We start from the raw sequence: 24,905 nt of genomic DNA, 5'->3' as shown, positions 1-24,905 counted from the left end.
GGCGCGCGCCCGGCGGTCAGGTGTTCAGACCCGCCCGCCGAGCGGAGTTCCTTAAATCAGCCCCAGCGCCTTGAAAACAAATCCATATTCGAGTGCTACGTCACGTAATCCCTGGTAACGACCACTCATGCCGCCATGGCCAGCGCCCAGCTCGGTCTTGAGCAGCAGCAGGTTATCGTCGGTCTTGGTGTCCCGCAGCCTGGCTACCCACTTGGCGGCTTCCCAATATTGCACGCGGCTGTCGTTGTAGCCGGCGATCACCAGTGTGGCCGGGTAGGCCTGGGCGCTGACGTTTTCGTACGGCGCGTAGGCCTTGATTCGCGCATACACCTCGGGCTCCTCAGGGTTGCCCCATTCGTCGTACTCGGTGATGGTCAGCGGCAGTTCCGGGTCGAGCATGGTGTTGAGCACATCGACGAACGGCACTTCGGCAATCGCCGCCTGGAACAGCTCCGGGCGCTGATTGAGCACCGCGCCGATCAACAGGCCGCCGGCGCTGCCACCGCTGATGGCCAGTTGCTTGGAGGTGGTCAGGCCCTGGGCGATCAGGTGTTCGGCACAGGCGATAAAGTCGCTGAAGGTGTTTTGCTTGTGCTCCTGCTTGCCGGCGCGGTACCAGGCTTCGCCCAGCTCGCCGCCGCCACGTACATGCGCGATGGCAAAGGCCACGCCGCGGTCCAGCAGGCTCAGGCGCGCATGGGAGAACCACGGGTCGAGGCTGTGGCCGTAAGCGCCGTAGCCATACAGGTACAACGGCGTCGGCTTGCCCAACTGGTCGCGCCGCACTACAAGGCTGATGGGCACCTGGGTGCCATCGGCCGACGTCGCCCACAGCCGCTGGCTGACGTAGTCGTCGGCGTTGAACACGCCCAGCACCGGGGTTTCCTTGAGCACCTGTTGCGCGCCGCTGGCCAGCTCCAGCTGACGGACCTGCGCCGGGCGGTTCAGCGCTTCATAGCGCAGGCGGATCTTGTCGCTGACAAATTCCAGGCTGTTTTGCACGTAGAGGCTGTAGGCCGCGTCCGGCAGTTCCACCCGATAGGCGGCCTGGCCTTGGGGGTGAACTTCGATGATCGGCAGGCCGCCGATGCGCAGGCTCAGGGTCATCGCCCGGGCATTAAGGCTCACGCCGTCGAGCATCACCGCGTCGTCGTGGGGGATCAGGTTCTGCCAGTCGTCCTGGGTCGGCACGCTGCCCGTGTCGACGGCCTGGAACAGGGCGAAGTTGATGCCGTCGCGGTTGCTGCGGATAAACCAGGTCCACTGGTCGTCCAGCTTGCCGTGGTCGACGTCGTATTCATGGCCTTCGACCCGTGGCGCCATGCAGGTAAACGCCTGCTGCGGCCGATCGGCATCCAGGGCCCAGATTTCGCTGGTGGTCTTGCTGCCCAGGGCCAGCAGCAACTGGCGCTCGGAGCTTGAGCGATAGCAGTGCAGGAAGAAACGGCCGTCAGGCTCGTGGAACACTTCCTCGGCGGCAGTGCCGTCCAGGCGATAGCGATACAGTTTGTGCGGGCGGTGGGTGTCGTCCAGTTCGCTGAAGAACAGGGTCAGGCTGTCGTTGGCCCAGGTCATGCTGCCGTCGCAGTCTTCAAACTCGAGTTCGCTGACCTTGCCGGTGGACAATTCCTTCACGTAGAGGGTGTAGATCTCTTCGCCGCTGGTGTCCAGGCTGTAGGCCAGGCGCTGGTGGTCCGGGCTGATGCTGAACGCGCCGAGGGAGAAAAAGCCGCCGTTGGCCAATGCGTTCGGGTCCAGCAGCAACTCTTCTGCACTTTCGTCGACCTGTTGGCTGTCATCTGCCGGGCGCGGGCACCGGTAGTGGCGGGCGTACTCGTCGCCGGCGGTGGTGCGGGTGTAATACAGGTACGGGCCCCAGGGCGAGGGCAGGGACAGGTCGGTTTCGAGGATGCGGCCCTTGATCTCGTCGAACAGGGTTTCGCGCAGGGCCTGCTGGTCGGACAATTCTGCTTCTTGCCAGGCATTTTCCGCCTTGAGGTAATCGAGCACCTCGGCGCTGTCGCGCTCTTGCAGCCAGGCGTACGGGTCGGTGCCTGGGGCCTTGCGGGCGATCGGGGCGGCAGTGATGTGGGTCGCTGGGGGCATGGATCACTCTCTGTCTGGCGGTTGGCCGACGGCATTGCAGCCTCGGCACTGAAAAGCCGTTATCATAGCGGCCTGTTTGCCTACCTTGCCATGGACACCATGACCGAGAACGACTATCTGATCGCTTGGGGCCTCTACGCCTTCGCTGCCCTGGGTTGCCTGTTGGTGTGGTTTGCCATGACCCGCTGGATGTGGCGCTGGCTGCGCGAGCCGCTGCGGTTGCTGATGGCGGTGCTGCTGTTCAGCCCGACCATTGTCGACCCGGTGAAGACCCAGTTCGCCCCGGCCGTGGCCATTACCGCCCTGGACCTGGTGCTGAAGGTCGGCAACAACGCCTGGCGGGCGATCTCCGATCTGTTCATGTATTCCATGATCGCGTTCGGCGTGTACCTGGTATTTGTGCTGATTCGCTGGCCCATCGAACGTGCCGCCAGGACCCGCCGTGAGCAGAAGGCCGCCGCTGCGGCAGCCGCTGCCGCCGAGCCGGATGACGACGAACCGTTCGCCGATGAGCGCTACGGTCGTCCTGCCCCTGTCAGCGGTATGCGGGTCGAACCGCGTCTTTAACGTTGTACGCCCTGTATCGAGAAGCCTGGCATGTGTGAATTATTGGGCATGAGTGCCAACGTACCGACCGATATCGTCTTCAGCTTTACCGGGCTGATGCAGCGCGGTGGACGTACCGGCCCCCACCGCGACGGTTGGGGCATCGCCTTCTACGAGGGCCGCGGCCTGCGGTTGTTCCAGGACCCGGCGGCCAGCAGCGAATCGGAAGTCGCGCTGCTGGTGCAGCGTTATCCCATCAAGAGCGAAGTGGTGATTGGCCATATCCGCCAGGCCAATGTCGGCAAGGTGTGCCTGTCCAATACCCATCCGTTCGTGCGTGAACTGTGGGGCCGCAACTGGTGTTTCGCCCATAACGGCCAACTGGCGGACTTCAATCCCCGCGCCACGTTCTACCGCCCGGTGGGCGATACCGACAGCGAAGCGGCATTCTGCGATTTGCTCAACCGCGTCCGTGAAGCCTTCCCAGAGCCGGTGGACATCGAACAGGTGCTGCCCGACCTGATTGCCGCCTGCAGCGAATACCGCAGCAAGGGCGTGTTCAACTGCCTGCTGAGCGACGGTGACTGGCTGTTCTGCTATTGCTCGACCAAACTGGCACAGATCACCCGGCGTGCGCCGTTTGGCCCTGCGCGGTTGAAAGATGTCGACGTGATCGTCGATTTTCAGGCCGAAACCACGCCAAATGATGTAGTAACGGTGATCGCCACCGAACCCCTGACCGAAAACGAGACCTGGACCCGCTACGAACCGGGCCAGTGGAGCCTGTGGCGACGCGGTGAATGCGTCTCCCAAGGTACAACCGAGTAAGGACGCCGAATATGTTGCTCAGCTATTTGCGACTGGTGCTGTTTGCCGTGGGCCTGCTGGTGGGTGTGCAGGTGCCGGGGTTTATCAGCGACTACGCCAAGCGCGTCGAAGCCCATTTGATCGAGGCCCAGACTGGCCTGCGCGGCTTCGATGCCACGGCGCAGCAGTTCTTCAACGGTGACTTGCAGGCGCTGGTGGCTCATTACCGGGCCAGCGACGACCCGGTGTTCCGCAGCGACGCCAACAGCCTGGGGACCTTGCTCGACCGTCAGGTAGCGCTGGATAAGCAATTCCAGGCGATGCAAGGCCCGTGGTATATCCGCGCGCTGCAAGTGGCCGTGGCCGCCGACCCGGCGATTCGCCAGGAAACCTGGAACGGCTACAGCTACATGCTGTTGCTGACCCCGGAAGCCATGGGCTGGGGCCTGGGTGGCGCGATGCTGTTGTCGTTTGGCATCGAATGCCTGTTCCGCCTGATCGACTGGGTGGTGTTGGGCGGCAAGCGCCTGCGCCAGAGCCGGCCGATCGAAGAGCGGGACCTCAAGGGGCTTTAAAGGCTCCCACAGTTTTAAATCGGTTCCTTCAGTGGCATGGGTTTGCTCAGCACCATCAAACCCTCGCCGACCTTCTGCGCATACCGCCCCACCACGATCTGGCACAGCGCCACGATTTCCTCCACCAACTCCACCCCGACCCGCCACGACACCACCACCTGCAGGTTCGGCGGGCGTTGTGCCATGGCCAGCAGGGTCATTTCGCCCCGCGCCAACTCTTCCCTGACCAGCACCGGCGGCAACGCGCCAATCCCGAACCCGTCGCGCAGCAAACGGGTAATCGCCGACACCGAATTCACGCAGTTCATCCTGGGCGCAGCCACGCCGTTGGCTTGCATCAGGCTGAGCACGTCCTGGTGCGGGCAGGAGTTTTTCGAGTAGGTGATGATGCGCTCCTGGGCCAGTTCGGCGAGGGAGGCGTAGTTGCGGTTGTGGATCGAGTCGCTGGCGACGATCCAGCCCATGGGGTGGCTGGCCAGTTCCAGGCTGCGCAGGGTTTCCTGGCGCAGCAGGTCGGTTTGCAGGATCAGGTCCAGAAAGCCTTTTTGCAGTTGATCGATGAGGTTGAACGAGGTGTCGGCCACCAATTCGATCTCCACCCGCGGAAAGCGCTCCATCAACTCGGTCACCAGCGGGCTGAGCCAGGTGTGGATCACCGTGTCCATCACCCCGATGCGGATCCGCCCAACCTGGCTGCTGGTGGTTTCCAGGGACTGCTTCAGCCCTTGCATGGTGGCCATCATCTGCTCGGCGTAATCCAGCACCTTCACCCCTTCCGGGGTCAGGCTCACGCCGCGGGAATCGCGCAGGAACAGCTTCACCCCCAGTTCACTTTCCAGCACCGCGATGCGGCTGGAAATCGACGCCTGGGTGGTGAAGAGCTTTTCGGCGGTGAGGCGAAAGCTCTTGAGCTTGGCCACCCAGACGAAGGTTTCAAGGAACTTCAAATTCATGGGATCAACTTTTTCTTATGCATTGGGGCGGTTTTTATTAGTTGGACGCAGCAGGGGTCGCACGCCAAAAATCGGCTCGTCTCACGATAAGCGTCGTAGGGGCCCAGAACAATACCAATAATATTCACGTGGAGATCCGCCATGAGTGCGCCCGATACCCTGGAGGTGGCCAAGCCCGAACGCCGCGCCGGACTGTTTGACTGGTACCGCAATATCAACCAGCAGGAGCGCCGTACGTTCTGGAGCTGCAAGATCGGTTACGGCCTGGACGGCATGGACACCCAAATGCTCAGCTTTGTGGTCCCGACACTGATTGCGATGTGGGGCATTACCACCGGCCAGGCAGGCTTGATCCACACCAGCACCCTGATCGCCTCGGCGCTGGGCGGCTGGATTGCCGGCATCCTGTCGGACCGCATTGGCCGGGTGCTCACCCTGCAACTGACGGTGCTGTGGTTTGCGGTATTCACCTTCCTGTGTGGCCTGGCGCAAAGCTACGAGCAGTTGCTGGTGGCGCGTACCTTGATGGGCTTTGGTTTTGGCGGCGAATGGACCGCCGGCGCCGTGCTGATGGGCGAGGTGATTCGCGCCAAGGACCGCGGCAAGGCGGTGGGCATGGTGCAGTCCGGCTGGGCACTGGGCTGGGGCATCACGGCGATTCTTTATGCACTGTTGTACTCCTGGTTGCCCCCGGAAGACGCCTGGCGCGCGCTGTTCATGTTGGGCCTGCTGCCGGCGATCTTCGTGATTTTTGTGCGGCGCCTGGTCAAGGACCCGGAGATTTATCGCCAGGCCAAAGCGAAGGAAGCACCGAGCAACCCGGCGAAGTTCTACGAGATTTTCGCCCCCGGCATGCTCAGCACCACGCTTCGTGCTTCGCTGCTGACCACCGGCGCGCTGGGCGGGTATTACGCCATCACGTCGTGGCTGCCGACCTTTCTGAAGAACGAACGGGGCTTAAGTGTCCTCGGTACCGGCGGTTATCTGGCCATGGTGATCGTGGGTTCCTACGTGGGTTATGTGATCAGTGCCTACATGACGGACCTGCTCGGGCGCAAAAAGAACTTTATTTTGTTCGCCGTGGGCTCCTTCATCATCGTCGTGCTCTACACCCAATTGCAGGTCAGCAACCAGGTCATGCTGTGGCTGGGTTTCCCTCTGGGCTTCTTTGCCTCCGGAATTTTCAGCGGCATGGGCGCGTTTCTCACCGAGCTGTTTCCCACACGGATTCGTGGTTCTGGCCAGGGTTTTTGCTACAACATCGGCCGGGCACTCGCGGCGTTCTTCCCGCTGCTGATTGGCCTGTTGAGCCAGAAGGTGCCCCTGAGCATGGGCATTGGCGGGTTTGCGGCGGTGTCCTACGGCGTGGTGATCCTGGCGGCGCTGAGCCTGCCGGAAACCCGTGGCAAGCAGCTTGAAGCACAGTAACCTGAACGTTGCGGGATCTTGAAGAAAGGTCCCACACTAGAAAAATATAAAGACTACAGGAGCCCTCACCGTGAGCCGCCTGCTATTGAACTGCGACATCGGCGAAAGCTTTGGCAACTGGACCTTGGGTCTGGACGCCGAGGTCATGCCGTTCATTGATTGCGCCAACGTTGCCTGCGGCTTCCACGCCGGCGACCCGAGCATCATGCGCAAGACCGTCAGCCTGGCCTTCCAGCATGGCGTGCAGGTGGGTGCGCACCCGGCGTACCAGGATTTGCAGGGTTTCGGCCGCCGCTCGATGGCCTACACCCCGCAGGAAATCCAGGACCTGTTGCACTACCAGATCGGTGCCCTCGACGGCATTTGCCGGGCCCAGGGCGGGCGTGTCAGCTACGTCAAACCCCATGGCGCGATGTACAACGACATGATGGCCAAGCCGGCCCAATTGCGCGCAGTGATCCAGGCCGTGGCGGCCTACGATGCCAGCCTGCCCTTGATGCTGATGGCCACGCGCGACAACAGCTCCGCCCAGGCCCTGGGTGACGAATATGGCGTGACCCTGTGGTTCGAAGCGTTCGCTGACCGGGCCTACGACAGCGCCGGCCATCTGGTCTCCCGCCAGTTGCCGGGCGCGGTGCACCACGATCCGGAAAAGATCATCCAGCAAGCCCTGATCATCGCTCGCGGTGAGCACCTGGTCGCCAGCGACGGCAGCCCGTTACATCTGCAGGCCAATACCTTGTGTGTGCATGGCGATAACGCCAGCTCGGTGGCCGCCGTGCAGCGCATCCGCGCGGCGTTGAACCCAGCATGAAGTCACGGATTGAAGTAGTGGCCATCGACTGCCTGATGGTGCGCCTGTTTGATGTGATCGCCGAAGACAACATGCCCTGGATGCTCGCCGCCACACGGCGGCTGAGGGAAGGGTTTGGCCCTGCGCTGGTGGACCTGGTGCCGTCCTACACGACCCTGATGGTGCACTACGACCTGTTGGCGCTGGACCCGGGCCAGGCCCGGGCGTTGATCGATCAGGCGCTTGAGGAATTGCAGCCAGAGCCCAAGGGCAGCGGGCAATGCCATGTGTTGCCGGTTTGGTATGACCTGAGTGTCGGCCCCGAGCTGACGTTGCTCGCGCAGCGCAGTGGCCTGGCGGTGGAGGAGGTGATTCGTCGCCACAGCCAGCACGAGTACCAGGTGTTCGCCTTGGGCTTCGCCCCGGGGTTTGCCTTTATGGGGCTGGTGGATGAACAGCTCGCCGCGCCTCGTCTCAATACGCCGCGCAAGCGAGTAGCGGCCGGCAGCGTGGGGATCGCCGAGCGGCAGACGGCCGCCTATCCGGTGGTATCGCCGGGCGGCTGGAACCTGATCGGCCGCACGCCGGCCAAGCTGTTTGACCGCGAGCGCGAGGGCTACAGCCTGATGCAGCTGGGGGACACCGTGCGGTACGAAGCCGTCAGCCACAGCGAATTCATCCACCTGGGTGGCGATGACACGCCGTTGGAGGCGCAGGCATGAGCCGCTTGATGATCGAGGCCAGCACACCGCTGTGCCTGTTGCAGGACGCCGGACGCTTTGGCGTAAGGCATTTGGGCGTAACCCAGGGCGGTGCGCTGGATTGGGTATCAATGTCGTGGGCCAATTGGTTGCTGGGCAATGCCCTGGACGCGCCGGTGGTGGAAATCACCCTGGGCGGCTTTACGGTACAGGCCGAGGGCTATTGCCTGCTGGCGCTGGCCGGGGCGGACCTGGGCGCTTATGTCGATGAGCGCGCCATCAGCCCGGGACGCAGCTTTATTCTGCAAAAAGGCCAGCGTTTGCGTTTTACCCAGCCCTTCAGTGGTGCGCGGGCTTACCTGGCCGCTCCGGGCGGGTTTGCTGCGCCGCAGGTGCTGGGCAGTTGCGCCACGGTGGGGCGTGAGGAGCTGGGCGGGCTGGATGGTTTTGGCCGGGCGCTGGCGGAAGGTGCGCAGCTGACGTATTCAGGCACGGGCGGTGCAATGCGGGAGTTGTCCGCCGGGCAGTTGCCGAAACTGGGCACGAAGGCGCCACTGGAAGTGATCCTCGGGGCACAGATTGGCCAGTTTGGTGGGCAGAGTCTGTTTGATGTGTTCAACAGCGAGTGGACCCTCGACAGCCGTGCCGACCGCATGGGCATGCGCTTGCTGGGCACGCCGTTGCAGTATCAGGGGCCGTCGCTGATCTCGGAAGGCATACCGCTGGGCGCGATCCAGGTGCCGCCGGACGGGCAGCCGATCGTGTTGCTCAATGATCGGCAGACCATTGGCGGCTACCCACGATTGGGCGCGTTGACGCCATTGGCGTTGGCGCGGCTGGCGCAGTGTTTGCCGGGGGAGAAGGTGCGATTGGCGCCGGTGGTGCAAGAGACGGCGCATCGGCAGCAGGTGGAGTATTTGCGCCGCTTTATGGACCGCTAAAAGCATCGCAGGCAAGCCAGCTCCCACAATTTGGAATGCATTTCCCTGTGGGAGCTGGCTTGCCTGCGATGGCGTCAGTGAGTGCTCCGCCTATTTGGAAAGAAAGCGCATCCCTTCCTCAAGCCCCCGCAACGTCAACGGAAACATCTGGTCCTCGATCAAGTCCCGGACAATCCCGGTGGACGCGGTATAGCCCCAGGTATCTTTTGGATACGGATTAATCCAGATCAGCTTCTTGTACTTCTCCATGAACCGCTGCATCCACACGTACCCGGGTTCTTCGTTCCAGTGCTCGACGCTGCCGCCGGCCTGGGTGATTTCATACGGCGCCATGGCCGCATCGCCGATAAAGATCACTTTGTAGTCGGCGCCGTACTTGTGCAGCAAGTCCTGGGTCGATGTGCGCTCGGAGGTGCGGCGCATGTTGTTCTTCCACACCGATTCATAAATGAAGTTGTGGAAATAGAAGTACTCCAGGTGCTTGAACTCGGTCTTGCACGCGGAGAACAGCTCTTCGCAAGTCTTCACATGGGCATCCATCGACCCGCCAATGTCGAACAGCAACAGCAGCTTGATGGTGTTGCGCCGCTCCGGGCGCATCTGGATATTCAGCAACCCGGCATCACGGGCCGTATGGTCGATGGTGCCGTCGATGTCGAGCTCTTCCGCCGCACCCTGGCGCGCGAACTTGCGCAGGCGGCGCAGGGCGATCTTGATGTTGCGCGTGCCCAGTTCCACCGAGTCATCGAGGTTCTTGTACTCGCGCTGGTCCCAGACCTTGACTGCCTTGCCCTGGCGCTTGCCGGCATCACCCACGCGAATGCCTTCGGGGTTGAAGCCGCCGGAGCCGAACGGGCTGGTGCCGCCGGTGCCGATCCACTTGTTGCCGCCGGCGTGGCGTTCCTTCTGTTCTTCCAGGCGTTTCTTGAATTCTTCAATCAGCTTGTCCAGCCCGCCAAGGGACTGGATTTGCGCGCGTTCCTCGTCGGTCAGCGAGCGTTCGAACTCCTTGCGCAGCCAGTCTTCGGGGATCAGCGCCTGCAGGTGATCGTCGAGTTTTTCCAGGCCATTGAAGTAGGCGCCGAAGGCCCGGTCGAATTTGTCGAAATGCCGTTCGTCCTTCACCAGGATCGCCCGGGCCAAGTAGTAGAACTCGTCCATGTCGGCGAAGGTCACGCGCTGTTTCAGCGCGTTGATCAGGTCCAGCAGCTCGCGCACCGAGACGGGCACCTTGGCTGCACGCATTTCATTGAACAGGTTGAGCAGCATGGCGATCGCCCTTATCGGTTACCGCGACGGCTCATGAACGCCAGGCGTTCCAGCAACTGCACGTCTTGCTCGTTTTTCACCAGGGCACCGGCCAGGGGCGGGATGGCCTTGGTGGGGTCGCGCTCGCGCAGCACCGCTTCGCCGATGTTGTCGGCCATCAGCAGTTTGAGCCAGTCCACCAGTTCGGAGGTGGACGGTTTTTTCTTCAGGCCCGGTACCTTGCGCACGTCGAAGAACACGTCCAGCGCTTCGCTGACCAGGTCTTTCTTGATGTCCGGGTAGTGCACGTCGACGATTTTTTGCAGGGTGGTGCGGTCCGGGAAGGCGATGTAGTGGAAGAAGCAGCGGCGCAGGAAGGCGTCCGGCAGCTCTTTTTCGTTGTTGGAGGTAATGATGATGATCGGGCGCTTCTTGGCCTTGATGGTCTCGTCGATTTCGTAGACGTAGAACTCCATCTTGTCGAGTTCTTGTAGCAGGTCGTTGGGGAATTCGATGTCGGCCTTGTCGATTTCGTCGATCAGCAGAATCACCCGCTCCTCGGACTCGAAAGCCTCCCAGAGCTTGCCCTTTTTCAGGTAGTTGCGAACGTCATGCACCTTGTCCACGCCCAGTTGCGAGTCCCGCAGGCGGCTCACCGCGTCGTACTCGTAGAGGCCTTGGTGGGCCTTGGTGGTGGACTTGATGTGCCAGGTGATCAGCTTGGCGCCAAAGGATTCGGCCAGTTGCTCGGCGAGCATGGTCTTGCCGGTGCCCGGTTCGCCCTTGACCAGCAGCGGCCGCTCCAGCGTGATGGCGGCGTTGACGGCCAGTTTCAGGTCATCGGTGGCAACGTAGGCCTGGGTGCCTTCGAACTTCATCTATCAATCCTCGAACGTGACGCCGAACGGTCCGGGACCGAAGCGGGCGAGTAATCAGCTTTGCCCGACTATACCGCGCAGCCCCGGCGACTGTGAACGCAGACGGGCTATTCAGTCTCTGAATGGGCAGTCACGTCTGACATCAATTTGCCGAAGGCTTGGGCTGCTCATAGCGGGCGTTGAAGGCCTGGACAAAACCATTGCGCAAAATCTGCAAAAACGCCTGGAACGCGCTGATATCTTGCTGGTGAACGTTGCCGCTCAGCTCTACGCGGGTGGCAAACTGGTTTTTGTTCTGGTTTTTCAGCACGGTCTCGCTGGCGCCAACCACCGCCTCCCAGATTGAACGGAAGATGCCCTTGTCCTTGTTCTCTACGTCCTGTTGCCAGTTGAACACTTCGACATTGCGCAGCAGCGGCTTGATGTAGCCCGTCAGTTGGCCCTTTTCGGCCTGCGCCTCGACCACCAGGTCGCCGGTGCCCGCATTGAAGTCGAACTTGCCGTAGGCCGAGGCGAAGTCATTCATGCGCTTGAGCTCGATATCCCGGGCCCGGAAGCGGAATTCGAAGTTTTCGAAATTGCTCAAGGGGTCGAACGTGGCGCTGGCTTCCAGCGGTGCCTGGCCCAGGAACAGCGCCTTGCCGTCGAAGCGTGCGTCGCGCTGGCCTTTGACGTCCACCACGTTGGTCAGGTTATAGAAGCTGGCATTGACCTGGGTAGCGTACAGATTGACCGGTGGTTTCGAGCTGAAGTTATGGAAGGCGATCTTTCCGTCATCGATGCGCACCTCGTTGAGGGTGATCGGCAACAGTTTGCCCAGCTGTGCCCGCCAGTCGGTGCCCTGACCGGTCTGGGACGCCTGTTTGTTGGTGCCACCGTCGACAAAGTTCAGCTCCGGCTTGATGAACTGTGCCTCGGCCACGACTGCATGGTCGTACCACAGCGAGTGCCAGCTGACCGACAGGTCGATCACCGGCGCCTTGACGAACGGTACTGGCACCTTGCCGTCGACCTTGACGATCTGCAAACCATTGATTCGATAGGCGCCGCGCCACAACGCGAGGTCGACATCGGTGACCTGGCCGCGGTAGTCGCCCATGTCGGCGAGTTTGTCATTCAGGTAATTGCGCACCAGATAGGGCAGGGCGATATCCAGGACGACCAGCAGTACCACGATCCCGACGAGGGTCCAGAGCGGCCAACTGTAGCGACGTTTCATAGGAAATTTCTCCATCCGTGTAGGCGATTGACTGCTGGCGCCGCCGGACGTTCGCTTGACTGGACGCCTCGCAACACGAGGCATACCCTTGGGGCCTTCCTGAAATTGCCTTAAGGACCCGTCATGAGCCGCATTTTTGCAGACAACGCGCACTCCATCGGTAACACGCCCCTGGTTCAGATCAACCGCATCGCCCCGCGTGGCGTGACCATCCTGGCCAAGATCGAAGGGCGTAACCCGGGGTATTCGGTGAAGTGCCGGATTGGCGCAAACATGATCTGGGACGCCGAAGGCAGCGGCAAACTCAAGCCCGGCATGACCATTGTCGAACCGACTTCCGGCAACACCGGTATCGGCCTGGCGTTTGTCGCCGCCGCCCGTGGTTACAAGCTGTTGCTGACCATGCCCGCCTCCATGAGCATCGAGCGACGCAAGGTGCTCAAGGCCCTCGGCGCCGAACTGGTGTTGACCGAGCCGGCCAAGGGCATGAAGGGCGCGATCGAAAAAGCCGGCGAAATCCTCGCCAGCGACCCGGCCAAGTACTTTATGCCGGCCCAGTTCGAAAACCCGGCCAACCCGGCGATCCACGAGAAAACCACCGGTCCGGAAATCTGGAATGACACCGATGGCGCCGTGGACGTGCTGGTGGCAGGCGTAGGCACCGGCGGCACCATCACCGGGGTGTCGCGCTACATCAAGAACATCCAGGGCAAGCCGATCCTGTCGGTGGCGGTGGAACCCATCAGCTCGCCGGTGATTACCCAGGCGCTGGCCGGTGAAGAGATCAAGCCCAGCCCCCACAAGATCCAGGGCATCGGCGCCGGTTTTGTGCCGAAGAACCTCGACCTGTCGATGGTCGACCGGGTCGAACTGGTCAGCGACGAAGAGTCCAAGGCCATGGCGTTGCGCTTGATGCAGGAGGAGGGGATTCTGTGCGGTATCTCCTGCGGCGCGGCGATGGCCGTGGCGGTGCGCCTGGCGGAGAAGCCGGAAATGCAGGGCAAGACCATCGTCGTGGTGCTGCCGGACTCCGGCGAACGCTACCTGTCGAGCATGTTGTTCGCCGATTTGTTCACCGATCAGGAAAACCAGGCTTGATTCAAATCAGCGCGATGGCGTGGCCCTTATGCATAATTGGCCCGTTATCGCGCACCGCTAGATGCTGATTGTTGGAGTGCGCGGGTTTTTCCCGAGGCCCGGAGTGTTTATCATGGCCGGCTGCTACGTCTGGTTTCCCCATGCCGGGAGGCTAATCGCCAGACGCCTATTTCCAGGAGTTGCTGCATGACCTTTTCTTTGGCCGCCAAACTGTCGGTGTTGCTGCTGTTTATCGGCAGCACGCTGTATGTGCATTTGCGTGGCAAGGCCCGTTTGCCGATGTTGCGTCAGTTCGTCAACCATTCGGCGCTGTTCGCTCCGTACAACGCCTTGATGTACCTCTTCTCTGCCGTGCCGTCCAAGCCGTACCTGGACCGCAGCAAGTTCCCGGAGCTGGACGTGCTCAAGGACAACTGGGAAGTGATTCGCGAAGAGGCCATGCACCTGTTCGACGAGGGCTACATCCGCGCGGCCGAGAAGAACAACGACGCCGGTTTTGGCTCGTTCTTCAAGAAGGGCTGGAAGCGTTTCTACCTTAAGTGGTACGACAAACCGTTGCCATCGGCTGAACTGCTGTGCCCGAAAACCGTGGCCCTGGTCAGCAGCATTCCCAACGTCAAGGGCGCGATGTTTGCGCTGTTGCCCGGTGGCAGCCACCTCAACCCGCATCGCGATCCGTTTGCCGGTTCCCTGCGTTATCACCTGGGGCTGTCCACGCCCAACTCCGATGACTGCCGCATCTTCGTCGACGGCCAGGTATACGCCTGGCGTGACGGTGAAGACGTGATGTTCGACGAAACCTACGTGCACTGGGTGAAGAACGAGACCGAGCACACCCGGGTGATCCTGTTCTGCGACATCGAACGCCCGCTGAGCAGCCGCCTGATGACCCGCATCAACCGTTGGGTCAGCGCCCAACTGGGCCGCGCTACCGCGCCACAGAACCTGGATGACGAACGCGTTGGCGGGATCAACCAGGCGTATGCCTGGAGCAAGCGCTTCAGTGACGGCTTCAGTGGTGTGGTCAAGCAGTGGAAGCGCAAGCATCCGAAGGCTTATCGCATCCTGCGGCCGGTACTGGCGGTGGTGGTGCTGACGGCGTTGGGGTATTGGTTGTTTGGTTAAGGTTGTTGCAGGCAAAAAAACCGCTCGGATGAGCGGTTTTTTTATGCTTCTGATTTGTCTGGGCTCCCAGCCAAAAGGCTGGGTTCTTCAACGCTGACTGTCAGGGCTGCACTGAGAAAACGCCGTTGGTTAGCTGTAAGTGTTGGGGCCCTGAGCTCTTTTATTACCTTCGATGACGCTTTCTGGGTGACGGAGTTTTTAGAAACTGCTCCCATATTAGCCTCCACTATTGATCATTAATTGAGCATGTTTGCGATGCTATGCCTTCTCTACTGCTATGTTTCAGGGCTTCGTACCACTGCCGGGTAGAGGCTTTCGCAAGGTGCAGCGCCGTGGAGCGGTATAGCTGATATCGCAGAGTGTCGCGTTTTTTTGGCATGGGTCATCATGAGTTGAAAGCCCCCCTGATCCGGAGCGGATTGGTTTTTTCCAAGGCTAGTGGTGTTGACTCAAGCTGTCCTTACTGGCCTTTTGGCGAAGTCATTGCAAAGCATGTCCCCGGCTGGTTATAGTCGACCACCGGTGTTTTCAGACACCGTATTCATCCCTTCAAAAAAGATCAGCACATGCCAGCTTCCTTGCGCATAGCGGTAGTCGATTCAGCGGTCAACGCTGCGGTCGTGCCGTGCGGGAGCCAGCAGCCTGCGCAGATCAGTCACTACCCCCCACCTGTCAGTAGCACGCCGGTGTACGCAGTCGTATCACCGCCGGGTGTTGGCATTTCGGGCTGATCAGCTGATTGCTGTTCCCCTGTGCCCGCCTGAAAAACCTACTGAATTTCAGCGTTTGCTGAGTTGGCTTTTTGCCTGATCACAGGTGGTATCCATGTCTGTTCTTTCGAAACAATCCGTGGCCGCGGCGGCCTCGACGAGCCTGTTTGTCTTGCTGTGGAGCAGCGGGGCGATTTTCTCCAAATGGGGCCTGGCCCACGCGTCTCCCTTTGCGTTTCTGCTGATCCGTTTTGCCATCGCCCTGGCGGGGCTGGTGATTCTGGTACCGGTCCTCAAGTTGAAGTTGCCGCGCCCCGGCAAGCCGATGCTCTACGCGGCAGCCACCGGCCTGGTGCTGTTGGGGGCTTACCAGATTTTCTATCTGCTGGCGCTGGACCTCAAAGTGACGCCGGGCATGATGGCGACCATCATGGGCGTGCAACCGATCCTGACCGTGGTGCTGATGGAGCGTCAGCGCTCCTGGAGCCGGATGTTCGGCCTGGCGCTGGGGTTGGCGGGGTTGATCATGGTGGTGTATCAGGGCATCGGTATGTCCGGTATGTCCCTGGCGGGCATGCTCTTCGGCCTGCTGGCCCTGGCCAGCATGACCTTCGGCTCGATCATGCAGAAGCGCATCACCGATAACCCGTTGGGCACACTGCCGGTGCAGTACCTGGCGGGCCTGGTGTTGTGCTCGGTGTTTGTGCCGTTCCAGCCGTTTCACTTTGAACACAGCACTGGCTTTTTCGTACCGGTGCTGTGGATGGGGCTGGTGGTGTCACTGCTGGCGACGCTGTTGCTGTACCGGCTGATCGCCCGGGGCAATCTGGTGAATGTCACCAGCCTGTTCTACCTGGTGCCCGCGGTGACGGCGGTGATGGACTACCTGATCTTCGGCAACCGGCTGGCAATGCTGAGCCTGCTGGGGATGGGGTTGATCATTGTCGGACTGGCTTTTGTGTTTCGTAAGGGTTGACCTACCCACGCTGTAGGAGCCGAAAAGCTCCTACAGCTTCCTGGCCAATTTCCCTGGCCGAAGCACCAGCCACAACGCCCCCGCAATCAACAACCCGCCATACAGATGTGCCATCGACAACGGCTCATCCAGCAGCAACGCGCCCCACAACACCCCGAACGGCGGAATCATGAAGGTCACGGTCATCGACTTCACCGGGCCAATGGACGTCAGCAAACGGAAGTACAGGATGTAGGCAAACGCTGTGCACACCAGCCCCAGCCCCAGCAGCGACAACCACACAGGCCAACCGCCCCAACTGACCGGTGGATGGCTGATGGCACTCCAGGCAAACAGCGGCAGCAGAAACAGCGTGGCCCCGAGCATGCTGCCCAAGGCGGCCAGGCGACTGTCCAGGCCACCCCGTTGATCGAGCCAGCGCCGTGCCAAAAAGCCGGCAAAGCCATAACAGGTGGTCGCCAGCAGGCACGCCAGCGCGCCCATCAGCAACTCCATGTCGAACGCCACCGGCCCTGCGCGGGTCAGGATGCCAACGCCGAACAAACCCAGGCACACCCCGGCGATTTTCGACGGTGTGAGGCGCTCGCTGAAAAACAGCCCGCCAATCAGCACGCCCATCAACGGCGTCGTGGCATTGAAGATCGCCGAGTAACCCGCCGGCAGCACCTGGGCTGCCACCGAATACATAGTCGCGGGAATACCCGAATTGATCACGCCCAGCAACAGAACCGTCTTGAACTTGCCCTGGAAATCCCAGCTCACCCGCATCATGGCGAGGATCACCAGCAGCCCGGTGGCGGCAATCGACACCCGGAAAAAAGCCGTAGGAAGGGTGCCGATTTCCGGCGCGATAATCCGCATGAACAGAAAGCTTGCGCCCCAGATAGCGGCCAGCACCAACAGGTGCAGGGTGTCGACAGGTCTCACGGGAAAACTCCTGTTTGATAAGGGCGGCAGTGTTGCCCACCGACCTGCCTGACACAATCGCTAATACATGTTTTTACAGGACGAAACGGGTCACCAAACCATTGAGGTCCACCGCCAAGCGCGACAGTTCCTGGCTGGCCGCCGAGGTCTGGGTGGCACCGGCGGCGGTTTGCGTCGACAGGTCCCGAATGTTCACCAGGCTGCGGTCCACTTCACGGGCCACCAGGGCCTGTTGCTCGGCGGCGCTGGCGATCACCAGGTTGCGCTGGCTGATCTGCGAGATCGCCGCGGTGATTTTCTCCAGTGCGCTGCCGGCGCTGTTGGCCCGCTGCAAGGTCTGGCCGGCGTGTTCGGCGCTGCTGTTCAAGGCGCCGACGGTGTCCTGGGTGCCTTGTTGGATACCGTTGATCATCTGCTCGATTTCTTCGGTGGAGTCCTGGGTGCGTTGTGCCAGGGAGCGCACTTCGTCCGCCACCACGGCAAAACCGCGACCGGCCTCGCCTGCGCGGGCTGCCTCAATGGCGGCATTGAGCGCCAGCAGGTTGGTCTGCCCGGCAATCCCGCGAATCACTTCCAGCACCTTGCTGATGTCCTGGGCCTGCACCGCGAGGCCTTCGGCCTTGGTCGAGGCGCCGAGCACTTCGTCCACCAGGTTCTGGATCGAGCTGATGGTTTCGCTGATCTGGTAGTGGCCGTGTTTGCTGTCTTCGTCGGAGGCCTTTGAGGCTTCGGCGCTGGACACCGCATTGCCCGCCACTTCATCGACCGCCGCGCTCATCTGCGTCACGGCGGTGGCCGCCTGTTCGATCTCATCGTTCTGCGCCTGCAGGCCACGGGTGCTCTGCTCCATCACCGAGCTCATCTCTTCTGCCGCCGATGCCAACTGCTGCGAGGATTCGCTGATGCCGCGGATGGTGTCCTGCAGGTGGGTCTGCATGGTGGCCAGGGCGGTGAGCAACTGGGCCGCTTCATCCTTGCCTTCCACGATGATCGGCCGGCTCAGGTCTCCGGACGCGATGGTGCGGGCCACCGTCAGTGCCTGGCCAATGGGCGTGGTGATGCTGCGGGTCAGCAGCCAGGCCAGCAACAAGGTGGCCAGCAGGGCGGTGAGGATAATGGTGCCGACTACCCATTGGGCGCTGGTGTACATCTGGGCCGCTGATTCTGCTGCGTCCTCCACACCTTTCTGGTTGAAGGTGATCATGTCTTCCAGGCTTTTATTGAGGACCGTGCCCTGAGGTGCCAGGCGGCTGTTGAGCAGGTCCATGGCGTTTTGCTGTTGGTCCTGGTCGACCATTTGAATCATCTGGGCGACGATCGTCATGTAGCTCGCAACGTTGGCTTTCAACTGCTTGAGCATGTCGCGTTCTTGCTCGTTGCTCAGCAGGGCTTCGTGGCGGTTAAGCAATTCTTCAAGGTCAGCGCGCTGGCGGGTGATCAGGTTTTTGCTGTTGTCCCGCACTCTGGACTCGTCGGTGGTCAGCAAGCGCAACGCTTCCAGGCGGATGCTGGCGACATAGGCGGCGCTGTCGTGAATGTTCTCGATACTCGGCATCCACGATTCTTCGATGATCAGCGCGCTTTCCCGCAGCTTGGCCATCTGGCCCAGGCCAAACAGGCCGACCACAATCAAAAGACTGGCCAAAACCCCAAAACTCAGACTGGCACGCAGACCGATCCGCATATTCCTCAATGACATCTCAATGCTCCTTGGGCGATTAGAACCTGTTCCCGGATCGGTCTTCTGACCTTGTTAGGGTGGGAAAGGGCGCGCTATATAGCAAAGAGCCATCACTCTTGTAATCAGGGTTTCCCTTACGTTGGATCCAATGCGCAGAGAAGGGGAGAGGCCCGTTGCGGTAGAGCAAAGACTCGGATTTTCCCGAGGAAACCCGGGTCAGGCCCGTGGTTAAAGGCCTTCAGCTCGAGCGCTGAATGAGGCGGGGATGACTTGCAGGTGTTTTTATTGACCGAATGGTCGAACTATTAAAATTGAAAATAAATGTACAAAGTGAACAAAGCTGTACAAGGGTGAACGAAAAATGACCCTTCTCCTGTTCCTGCACACTGGCTAAGCTCAGCTCATTCCAAATGCCCGCAGAGGTTTCCCAAATGCCGCAGCAAACGCCAGCGCTCGACATTGCGCAGATGATCCTCGACGGCTTCGACGACTACCGCGAGCACTTCCGCCAGATCACCGATGGCGCCCGGGAGCGCTTCGAAAAGGCGCAGTGGCAGCAAGGGCAGACGGCTTCGGCTGCGCGCATCAACCTGTATGAAGACAAGGTCAGTGAGGTCACGGCGCGGCTGCGGGCGGCCTTCGATGAGGCCGTATTGCTCGACATTTCAGTGTGGCCGCTGGTGAAAAGCGCCTACATCAGCCTGATCGACCTGCGGTTTGACGATGAGCTGTCCGAGACCTGGTACAACTCGACGTTTTGCGGCCTGTTCAGCCATGACCTGATCAGCGATGGCTGCATGTTTATCCACACCACCCGGCCCAGCCTGCGCCGTGCCCGGGCGGCGCAAACCCGCACCTATAAGCCGGCCGGCAAACTGGCGGGCATGCTGGAGCAGGTTTTTGCCGACTATCGCTTCAGTGAACCCTACGCCGACTTGCCCGCCGACCTGCGCCGGCTGGAAGCGCAATTGCGCGAAAACCTGCCGGACTGGGTCTGCAAGGACCCGGACCTCAACGTCGAACTGTTTTCCTCGGTGCTGTACCGCAACAAAGGCGCGTACCTCGTAGGGCGTATCTACACCCGCGATGAGCAATGGCCGCTGGTCATCCCGCTGTTGCACCGGGAAGGACGCGGCATCCAGATCGACGCGCTGATCACCGACGAGGCCGATGTGTCGATCATCTTCTCGTTCACCCGTTCCTATTTCATGGTGGACGTGCCGGTTCCGGCCGAGTTTATCGGCTTCCTCAAGCGCATCCTGCCGGGCAAGCACATCGCCGAGTTGTACACCTCCATCGGCTTCTACAAACACGGCAAATCCGAGTTCTACCGGGCGCTGATCAACCACCTCGCCACCACCGATGACCAGTTCATCATGGCCCCGGGCGTGCGCGGCATGGTCATGAGCGTGTTTACCCTGCCGGGCTTCAACACCGTGTTCAAGATCATCAAGGACCGGTTTTCGCCCTCGAAAAACGTCAACCGCGCCACCGTGATCGAGAAGTACCGGCTGGTGAAAAGTGTCGACCGGGTCGGGCGCATGGCCGACACCCAGGAGTTCGCCGACTTCCGCTTTCCGTTGAGCAAGTTCGAGCCCGAGTGCCTGGCCGAGTTGCTTGAAGTCGCCGCCGGTACCGTCGAGGTGGAGGGCGACACGGTGCTGATTCGCCACTGCTGGACCGAACGGCGCATGACCCCGCTCAACCTCTACCTGGAAAACGCCAACGAAGCCCAGGTGCGCGAAGCCCTGGAAGACTACGGCCTGGCGATTAAACAGCTGGCCGCGGCGAATATTTTCCCCGGCGACATGCTGCTGAAGAATTTTGGCGTCACCCGTCACGGTCGCGTGGTGTTCTACGACTACGACGAAATCTGCTTCCTGACCGAGGCCAACTTCCGCCATATCCCGGCGCCACGTACGCCGGAAGATGAAATGGCTTCCGAGCCTTGGTATTCCATCGGCCCGCTGGATGTGTTCCCGGAGGAATTCCCACCGTTCCTGTTTGCCGATTCCGGCCAGCGCAGGCTATTCGATGAACTGCATGGCGAGTTGTACAACGCCGACTATTGGAAAGGCCTGCAAGAGGCGATTCGCGCCGGCAAGGTGATTGATGTGTTTCCCTACCGGCGCAAGGGCCTGGACAACGAATGAGGGGAGCGCGTGGCGGCGCTTTTCTGCGACAATCCGCCCCCTGCATAAATAGACGACCTTTGCGTACCTGATGACTGACCAAGCGCCCGCTATCGACCAACTGCTGAAAAACCTCGATCACGCCATGCTCGCCGACCGCCACCGCTTGCGGCGGCAGCTGCTTGAGCTGCGCAAGAAACCCGATGAGGAAAAACTTGCGCAGTGGGTGACGCGGATGCAGGCCTCCTGCGCCCAGGTGACGGCGCGGCGCGCCAGCCTGCCGGTGATTCGCTACGACGACAGCCTGCCGATCGCTGCCAAGCGCGACGAGATCAAAGAGGCGCTGCTCAAGCATCAGGTGTTGATCATTGCCGGTGAGACCGGTTCGGGTAAAACCACGCAGTTGCCGAAAATCTGCCTGGAAATCGGCCGTGGCCAATACGGCTTGATCGGCCACACCCAGCCACGGCGGATTGCGGCACGCAGCGTGGCCAGCCGGGTCGCGGAAGAATTGGCGACACCGCTGGGAGCGCTGGTGGGCTATCAGGTGCGGTTTGAGGACCAGAGCGATTCCAACACCCTGATCAAGCTGATGACCGACGGCATCCTGCTGGCCGAAACCCAGAACGACCGCTACCTCGAACGCTACGACACGATCATCGTCGACGAAGCCCACGAACGCAGCCTGAACATCGACTTCCTGCTGGGCTACCTGAAAACCCTGCTGCCGCGTCGCCCGGACCTCAAGGTCATCATCACCTCGGCCACCATCGACCTGGAGCGCTTTTCCAAGCACTTCGACGATGCGCCGATTGTCGAGGTGTCGGGCCGCACGTTCCCGGTGGAAACCTGGTACCGCCCGCTGACCCTGGAGCAGGACGAGGAGGGCAACCGCGTCGAGGACGACCTGACCGTCGACCAGGCGATTCTTGCCACCCTCGATGAAATCGCCGCCTTCGAGCGCAGCGAGCGCAAGAGCCCCGGCGATGTGCTGGTGTTCCTGCCCGGCGAGCGCGAGATTCGCGATGCGGCCGACATGCTGCGCAAGGCCCAGCTCAAGCACACTGAAATCCTGCCGCTGTATGCGCGCCTGTCACCGGCCGAGCAGCAGCGGATTTTCCAGTCCCACCCTGGCCGTCGTGTGGTGCTGGCGACCAACGTCGCGGAAACCTCGCTGACCGTGCCGGGCATTCGTTATGTGATCGACAGCGGCACCGCGCGTATCAGCCGCTACAGCTACCGCGCCAAGGTCCAGCGCTTGCCGATCGAGGCGATTTCCCAGGCCAGCGCCAACCAGCGTAAAGGCCGGTGCGGGCGCGTCGAGCCGGGGATTTGCGTGCGCCTGTTCAGCGAAGAAGACTTTATCGGGCGCCCGGAATTTACCGACCCCGAGATTCTTCGTACCAACCTCGCGGCCGTGATCCTGCAGATGCTGCACCTGCGTCTGGGGGAAATCACCGACTTCCCGTTTATCGAGCCGCCGGATGGCAAGGCGATCAGCGACGGTTTCAACCTGCTGCAAGAATTGTCGGCAGTCGATCGCAACAGCCAACTGACGCCGCTGGGCCGCCAGTTGGCACGCTTGCCGGTGGACCCGCGCATGGGCCGCATGCTGCTGGAGGCCGCCAAGCTTGGCAGTTTGCAGGAAGTACTGATCGTCGCCAGCGCCATGTCGATCCAGGACCCGCGCGAGCGCCCGCCGGAACGCCAGCAAGCCGCCGACCAGGCCCACGCACAATGGAAGGACGCGGATTCGGACTTCGCCGGGCTGGTCAACCTGTGGCGCGGTTTTGAAGAACAGCGCCAGGCATTGACCGCCAGCCCGCTGCGCAACTGGTGTCGCAAGAATTTCCTGAATTACCTGCGCCTGCGGGAGTGGCGTGATTCCCACCGCCAGTTGAGCCTGATCTGCCGCGACATGCAGCTGACCGTCAACAAAGAACCGGCGGACTTCCCGAAACTGCACAAGGCGGTGTTGTCCGGCCTGCTCAGCCAGATTGGCCAGAAAACCGAAGAGGGCGATTACCTCGGCGCGCGTCAGCGGCGTTTCTGGATTCACCCTTCGTCGGGCATCGGCAAGAAGCGCCCGCAATGGCTGATGACCGCCGAGCTGGTGGAAACCACCAAGCTGTATGCGCGGATGGTGGCCAAGATCGACGCCGACTGGATCGAGCCGTTGGCCGGGCACCTGATCAAGAAAAACCACTTCGAACCCCATTGGGAGAAGAAGCGCGGCCAGGTGGTGGCGTTTGAGCAGATCACCCTGTTCGGGTTGATTATCGTCGGTCGCCGGCCAGTGCATTACGGGCCGATTGACCCGGTGACGTCCCGCGAGCTGTTTATCCGTGAAGGCCTGGTGCGGGGCGAAATTCAGTCCCGCGCCCGGTGCCTGACGGCCAACCAGCAACTGCTGGAGCAGCTCGATGAGCTGGAAGCCAAGGCTCGCCGCCGCGACATCCTGGCGGACGAAGAAACCCTGTACGCCTTCTACGATGCGCGCCTGCCCGCCGAGATCCACCAGACGGCGACGTTCGACAGTTGGTACAAGGTCAACAGCCAGAAAGACCCGCAACTGTTGATCATGCGCGAAGAAGACGTGCTGGCCCGGGAGGCCAGTGAAGTCACCGCCGCCCATTACCCCGACACCTTGCACCTGGGCGACCTGGCCCTGGCCTTGAGTTACCACTTCGAGCCCAACCATCCCCGGGACGGCGTGACCCTGCGCGTGCCGGCACCGCTGTTGCCGGCGCTGCCGCCCGAGCGCCTGGAGTGGCTGGTGCCGGGTGTGATCGAGGCCAAGTGCATTGCCCTGGTGCGCAACTTGCCCAAGGCCCTGCGCAAGAACTTCGTGCCGGTGCCGGACTTCGTCAAGGCGGCGTTGCAGCGTATCGAGTTCGGCCAAGGTTCGTTGCCCCAGGCATTGGGGCGTGAATTGTTGCGCATGACCGGGGCACGGGTCAGCGATGAAGCCTGGGCCGAGGCCGCGCAGCAGGTGGAAAGCCACCTGAAGATGAACCTGGAAGTGGTCGACGGCCAGGGCAAGTTCCTTGGCGAAGGCCGCGACCTGGCCGAGCTGACCGCCCGTTTCGCCGAAGCCAGCCAGGCCGCGTTGGCCGTGCCGCAGACTGCGAAGAGCCAGCAGCCGGTAGAGGCCAAGGTGTTCGCGGCGGTGGCCGAGAAAACCCAGCAAAACATCGCCGGGCTGTCGATGACGGTTTATCCGGCATTGGTGGAAGAAAGTGGCACGGTGAAAGAGGGGCGTTTCTCCACTGCCGCCGAGGCCGAGTTCCAGCACCGCCGGGCCTTGCAGCGCCTGTTGTTGCAGCAATTGGCCGAACCGGCGAAATTCCTGCGGGGCAAGTTGCCCGGCCTGACCGAACTGGGGCTGATGTACCGCGAGCTGGGGCGTATTGAAGCCCTGGTGGAAGACATCCTGTTGGCCAGCCTCGACAGCTGCGTGCTGGAAGGCGAAGCCAGCCTGCCGCGTGACGGCGCCGGCCTGGCGGCCCTGGCCGAGCGCAAGCGCGGCAGTTGGACCGAGCATGCCGAGCGTCAGGCGCGCTTGACCCTCGAGATCCTGAAACTGTGGCATGGCTTGCAAAAACGCTTCAAAGGCAAGATTGACCTGGCCCAGGCCGTGGCTCTCAATGACATCAAGCAGCAACTGAGCAACCTGGTGTATCCCGGTTTTGTGCGGGAAACCCCGGCTCAGTGGTTCAAGGAGCTGCCGCGTTTCCTCAAGGCCATCGAGCTGCGCCTGGAGAAATTGCCGAGCCAGGTGCAGAAGGACCGGGTCTGGAGTACCGAACTGGGCGGCCTGTGGAGCCAGTATCAGAACCGCCTGAACAAACACGCCCAGGAAGGCAAGCGCGACCCTCAACTGGAGCTGTATCGCTGGTGGTTGGAGGAATATCGGGTGTCGTTGTTTGCCCAGCAATTGGGTACCAAGGTGCCGATTTCCGACAAGCGTTTGAGCAAGCAATGGAGCCTGGTCGAAGCGTGACCACAATCCCCGGGACAGGCGCCTGTCGAGCAAATGGCGCCAAATCCCGGGCTTTATG

19 protein-coding genes are annotated in these 24,905 nt (G+C 61.4%); 12 read left to right on the top strand and 7 right to left on the bottom strand.

What is annotated here, in order from left to right; translation table 11 throughout:
• Positions 1-51 precede the first annotated feature (51 nt).
• Entirely contained in the window at positions 52-2,106 is a 2,055-nt protein-coding gene (locus tag P3C29_RS12770; RefSeq protein ID WP_275964644.1) for a S9 family peptidase, read from the bottom strand.
• Positions 2,107-2,127: 21 nt separating this feature from the next.
• Between P3C29_RS12770 and P3C29_RS12765 the strand changes: the two genes are divergently transcribed.
• From P3C29_RS12765 to P3C29_RS12755, 3 genes are read left to right on the top strand one after another with little or no spacing between them, the layout of a single operon-like run.
• Positions 2,128-2,673, top strand: a complete 546-nt coding sequence (locus P3C29_RS12765) for an MFS transporter (protein ID WP_201122080.1) — start codon at positions 2,128-2,130, stop codon at positions 2,671-2,673.
• A 30-nt stretch (positions 2,674-2,703) separates the two neighbouring features.
• Positions 2,704-3,480, top strand: a complete 777-nt coding sequence (locus P3C29_RS12760; protein ID WP_010176522.1) for a class II glutamine amidotransferase — start codon at positions 2,704-2,706, stop codon at positions 3,478-3,480.
• An 11-nt stretch (positions 3,481-3,491) separates the two neighbouring features.
• The gene (locus P3C29_RS12755) at positions 3,492-4,034 is read left to right on the top strand and encodes a DUF2937 family protein (RefSeq protein ID WP_003210684.1); all 543 of its coding nucleotides are present in this window, start codon (positions 3,492-3,494) and stop codon (positions 4,032-4,034) included.
• A gap of 14 nt (positions 4,035-4,048) precedes the next feature.
• On the opposite strand, the gene P3C29_RS12750 is transcribed toward P3C29_RS12755, so the two are convergent.
• Positions 4,049-4,987 carry a LysR family transcriptional regulator gene (locus P3C29_RS12750; RefSeq protein ID WP_275964643.1) on the bottom strand — a complete coding sequence of 313 codons (939 nt, stop codon included), beginning with the start codon at positions 4,985-4,987 and terminating at the stop codon, positions 4,049-4,051.
• Between the two features lie 141 nt (positions 4,988-5,128).
• Here P3C29_RS12750 and P3C29_RS12745 point away from each other — a divergent pair, with 141 nt between their 5' ends.
• From P3C29_RS12745 to P3C29_RS12730, 4 genes are all read left to right on the top strand, one after another.
• On the top strand, positions 5,129-6,415 hold the full coding sequence (locus P3C29_RS12745; RefSeq protein ID WP_275964642.1) for an MFS transporter: 1,287 nt from the start codon (positions 5,129-5,131) through the stop codon (positions 6,413-6,415).
• A gap of 70 nt (positions 6,416-6,485) precedes the next feature.
• Positions 6,486-7,229, top strand: coding sequence for a 5-oxoprolinase subunit PxpA (locus P3C29_RS12740; protein ID WP_201122084.1), 744 nt, complete (start codon positions 6,486-6,488; stop codon positions 7,227-7,229).
• Positions 7,226-7,930 carry a 5-oxoprolinase subunit PxpB gene (pxpB, locus tag P3C29_RS12735; protein WP_275964641.1) on the top strand — a complete coding sequence of 235 codons (705 nt, stop codon included), beginning with the start codon at positions 7,226-7,228 and terminating at the stop codon, positions 7,928-7,930. Before P3C29_RS12740 ends, pxpB begins: the two co-directional genes overlap by 4 nt.
• Positions 7,927-8,850, top strand: coding sequence for a biotin-dependent carboxyltransferase family protein (locus P3C29_RS12730; protein WP_275964640.1), 924 nt, complete (start codon positions 7,927-7,929; stop codon positions 8,848-8,850). Before pxpB ends, P3C29_RS12730 begins: the two co-directional genes overlap by 4 nt.
• Before the next feature lie 90 nt (positions 8,851-8,940).
• On the opposite strand, the gene P3C29_RS12725 is transcribed toward P3C29_RS12730, so the two are convergent.
• The 3 genes from P3C29_RS12725 to P3C29_RS12715 all read right to left on the bottom strand — a co-directional run bounded on the left by P3C29_RS12725 (position 8,941) and on the right by P3C29_RS12715 (position 12,195).
• On the bottom strand, positions 8,941-10,119 hold the full coding sequence (locus tag P3C29_RS12725) for a VWA domain-containing protein (protein ID WP_010176516.1): 1,179 nt from the start codon (positions 10,117-10,119) through the stop codon (positions 8,941-8,943).
• Between the two features lie 11 nt (positions 10,120-10,130).
• On the bottom strand, positions 10,131-10,976 hold the full coding sequence (locus P3C29_RS12720) for a MoxR family ATPase (RefSeq protein ID WP_003210690.1): 846 nt from the start codon (positions 10,974-10,976) through the stop codon (positions 10,131-10,133).
• Positions 10,977-11,118: 142 nt separating this feature from the next.
• A complete protein-coding gene (locus P3C29_RS12715) occupies positions 11,119-12,195 on the bottom strand; it encodes a DUF748 domain-containing protein (RefSeq protein ID WP_275964639.1) in 1,077 nt (358 codons plus the stop codon).
• Positions 12,196-12,318: 123 nt separating this feature from the next.
• Here P3C29_RS12715 and cysK point away from each other — a divergent pair, with 123 nt between their 5' ends.
• From cysK to P3C29_RS12700, 3 genes are all read left to right on the top strand, one after another.
• Positions 12,319-13,293, top strand: a complete 975-nt coding sequence (gene cysK, locus P3C29_RS12710) for a cysteine synthase A (protein WP_010176514.1) — start codon at positions 12,319-12,321, stop codon at positions 13,291-13,293.
• A gap of 186 nt (positions 13,294-13,479) precedes the next feature.
• Positions 13,480-14,418 carry an aspartyl/asparaginyl beta-hydroxylase domain-containing protein gene (locus tag P3C29_RS12705; RefSeq protein ID WP_010176513.1) on the top strand — a complete coding sequence of 313 codons (939 nt, stop codon included), beginning with the start codon at positions 13,480-13,482 and terminating at the stop codon, positions 14,416-14,418.
• Positions 14,419-15,243: 825 nt separating this feature from the next.
• Positions 15,244-16,104, top strand: coding sequence for a DMT family transporter (locus tag P3C29_RS12700; RefSeq protein ID WP_010176511.1), 861 nt, complete (start codon positions 15,244-15,246; stop codon positions 16,102-16,104).
• A gap of 30 nt (positions 16,105-16,134) precedes the next feature.
• Here P3C29_RS12700 and P3C29_RS12695 read toward each other — a convergent pair whose 3' ends face one another.
• Both P3C29_RS12695 and P3C29_RS12690 read right to left on the bottom strand, forming a co-directional pair.
• Positions 16,135-17,031, bottom strand: a complete 897-nt coding sequence (locus P3C29_RS12695; RefSeq protein WP_169387354.1) for a DMT family transporter — start codon at positions 17,029-17,031, stop codon at positions 16,135-16,137.
• Positions 17,032-17,104: 73 nt separating this feature from the next.
• Positions 17,105-18,730, bottom strand: coding sequence for a methyl-accepting chemotaxis protein (locus tag P3C29_RS12690; protein ID WP_201122090.1), 1,626 nt, complete (start codon positions 18,728-18,730; stop codon positions 17,105-17,107).
• Between the two features lie 413 nt (positions 18,731-19,143).
• On the opposite strand from P3C29_RS12690, the gene aceK reads away from it, so the two are divergent.
• A complete protein-coding gene (aceK, locus tag P3C29_RS12685; protein ID WP_275964638.1) occupies positions 19,144-20,865 on the top strand; it encodes a bifunctional isocitrate dehydrogenase kinase/phosphatase in 1,722 nt (573 codons plus the stop codon).
• Between the two features lie 70 nt (positions 20,866-20,935).
• Positions 20,936-24,847 carry an ATP-dependent RNA helicase HrpA gene (gene hrpA, locus P3C29_RS12680; RefSeq protein ID WP_275964637.1) on the top strand — a complete coding sequence of 1,304 codons (3,912 nt, stop codon included), beginning with the start codon at positions 20,936-20,938 and terminating at the stop codon, positions 24,845-24,847.
• The last annotated feature ends 58 nt before the right edge of the window (positions 24,848-24,905 follow it).

The organism is Pseudomonas sp. 1912-s (assembly GCF_029269205.1).
Lineage (GTDB): Bacteria > Pseudomonadota > Gammaproteobacteria > Pseudomonadales > Pseudomonadaceae > Aquipseudomonas.
Note: the sequence above shows the minus strand (reverse complement) of the source record. Positions and strands in the feature narration are given on the sequence as shown.

Excerpts from the sequence above, each read along its gene's own strand:
- P3C29_RS12770 (WP_275964644.1), bottom strand. The coding sequence starts at position 2,106 with ATGCCCCCAGCGACCCACATCACTGCCGCCCCGATCGCCCGCAAGGCC.
- P3C29_RS12760 (WP_010176522.1), top strand. The coding sequence starts at position 2,704 with ATGTGTGAATTATTGGGCATGAGTGCCAACGTACCGACCGATATCGTC.
- P3C29_RS12755 (WP_003210684.1), top strand. The coding sequence starts at position 3,492 with ATGTTGCTCAGCTATTTGCGACTGGTGCTGTTTGCCGTGGGCCTGCTG.
- P3C29_RS12750 (WP_275964643.1), bottom strand. The coding sequence starts at position 4,987 with ATGAATTTGAAGTTCCTTGAAACCTTCGTCTGGGTGGCCAAGCTCAAG.
- P3C29_RS12745 (WP_275964642.1), top strand. The coding sequence starts at position 5,129 with ATGAGTGCGCCCGATACCCTGGAGGTGGCCAAGCCCGAACGCCGCGCC.
- pxpB (WP_275964641.1), top strand. The coding sequence starts at position 7,226 with ATGAAGTCACGGATTGAAGTAGTGGCCATCGACTGCCTGATGGTGCGC.
- P3C29_RS12730 (WP_275964640.1), top strand. The coding sequence starts at position 7,927 with ATGAGCCGCTTGATGATCGAGGCCAGCACACCGCTGTGCCTGTTGCAG.
- P3C29_RS12725 (WP_010176516.1), bottom strand. The coding sequence starts at position 10,119 with ATGCTGCTCAACCTGTTCAATGAAATGCGTGCAGCCAAGGTGCCCGTC.
- P3C29_RS12720 (WP_003210690.1), bottom strand. The coding sequence starts at position 10,976 with ATGAAGTTCGAAGGCACCCAGGCCTACGTTGCCACCGATGACCTGAAA.
- P3C29_RS12715 (WP_275964639.1), bottom strand. The coding sequence starts at position 12,195 with ATGAAACGTCGCTACAGTTGGCCGCTCTGGACCCTCGTCGGGATCGTG.
- cysK (WP_010176514.1), top strand. The coding sequence starts at position 12,319 with ATGAGCCGCATTTTTGCAGACAACGCGCACTCCATCGGTAACACGCCC.
- P3C29_RS12705 (WP_010176513.1), top strand. The coding sequence starts at position 13,480 with ATGACCTTTTCTTTGGCCGCCAAACTGTCGGTGTTGCTGCTGTTTATC.
- P3C29_RS12700 (WP_010176511.1), top strand. The coding sequence starts at position 15,244 with ATGTCTGTTCTTTCGAAACAATCCGTGGCCGCGGCGGCCTCGACGAGC.
- P3C29_RS12690 (WP_201122090.1), bottom strand. The coding sequence starts at position 18,730 with ATGTCATTGAGGAATATGCGGATCGGTCTGCGTGCCAGTCTGAGTTTT.
- aceK (WP_275964638.1), top strand. The coding sequence starts at position 19,144 with ATGCCGCAGCAAACGCCAGCGCTCGACATTGCGCAGATGATCCTCGAC.
- hrpA (WP_275964637.1), top strand. The coding sequence starts at position 20,936 with ATGACTGACCAAGCGCCCGCTATCGACCAACTGCTGAAAAACCTCGAT.